The organism is Haloferax sp. KTX1, assembly GCF_902410085.1.
Taxonomy (GTDB): domain Archaea; phylum Halobacteriota; class Halobacteria; order Halobacteriales; family Haloferacaceae; genus Haloferax; species Haloferax massiliensis.
The window spans coordinates 1-379 of record NZ_CABPRH010000384.1 but is presented as its reverse complement, the minus strand read 5'-3'; the positions used below and the strand labels follow the sequence as shown (position 1 = coordinate 379).

Sequence of the window (379 nt, the reverse complement as noted above, 5' to 3'; positions counted from 1 at the left end):
TAGTGGAAGCATCCAGTTACGGGTGCTTATGTCCAACAACGAGGGCACGTCGGAATCTCCGGCGGATCGAGTTCTTCCAGGGCACACTGGATTCCACGTCTGAGATAACAGACGCACGGATTTTCGACACCACGCTGCGCGATGGTGAGCAGTCACCACGCACGTCGTTCAACTACGAGGACAAACGCGAGATAGCCGCGCTGCTCGACGAGATGGGCACCCACGTCATCGAGGCCGGGTTCCCCGTCAACTCCGACGCGGAGTTCGAGGCAGTGCGCGACATCGCCGAGTCCACGCGAGTGACGACCTGCGGACTGGCGCGTGTGGTCGAGAAAGACATCGAGGCGGCTCTGGATTCCGGTGTGGACATGGTCCACAC

The 379-nt window shown here is 60.7% G+C and carries 1 pseudogene; it reads left to right on the top strand.

Going from position 1 to position 379, the window contains the following annotated elements:
* Positions 1-2: 2 nt before the first annotated feature.
* Positions 3-379, top strand: a pseudogene (locus FY251_RS22300) (2-isopropylmalate synthase); the annotation flags it as partial.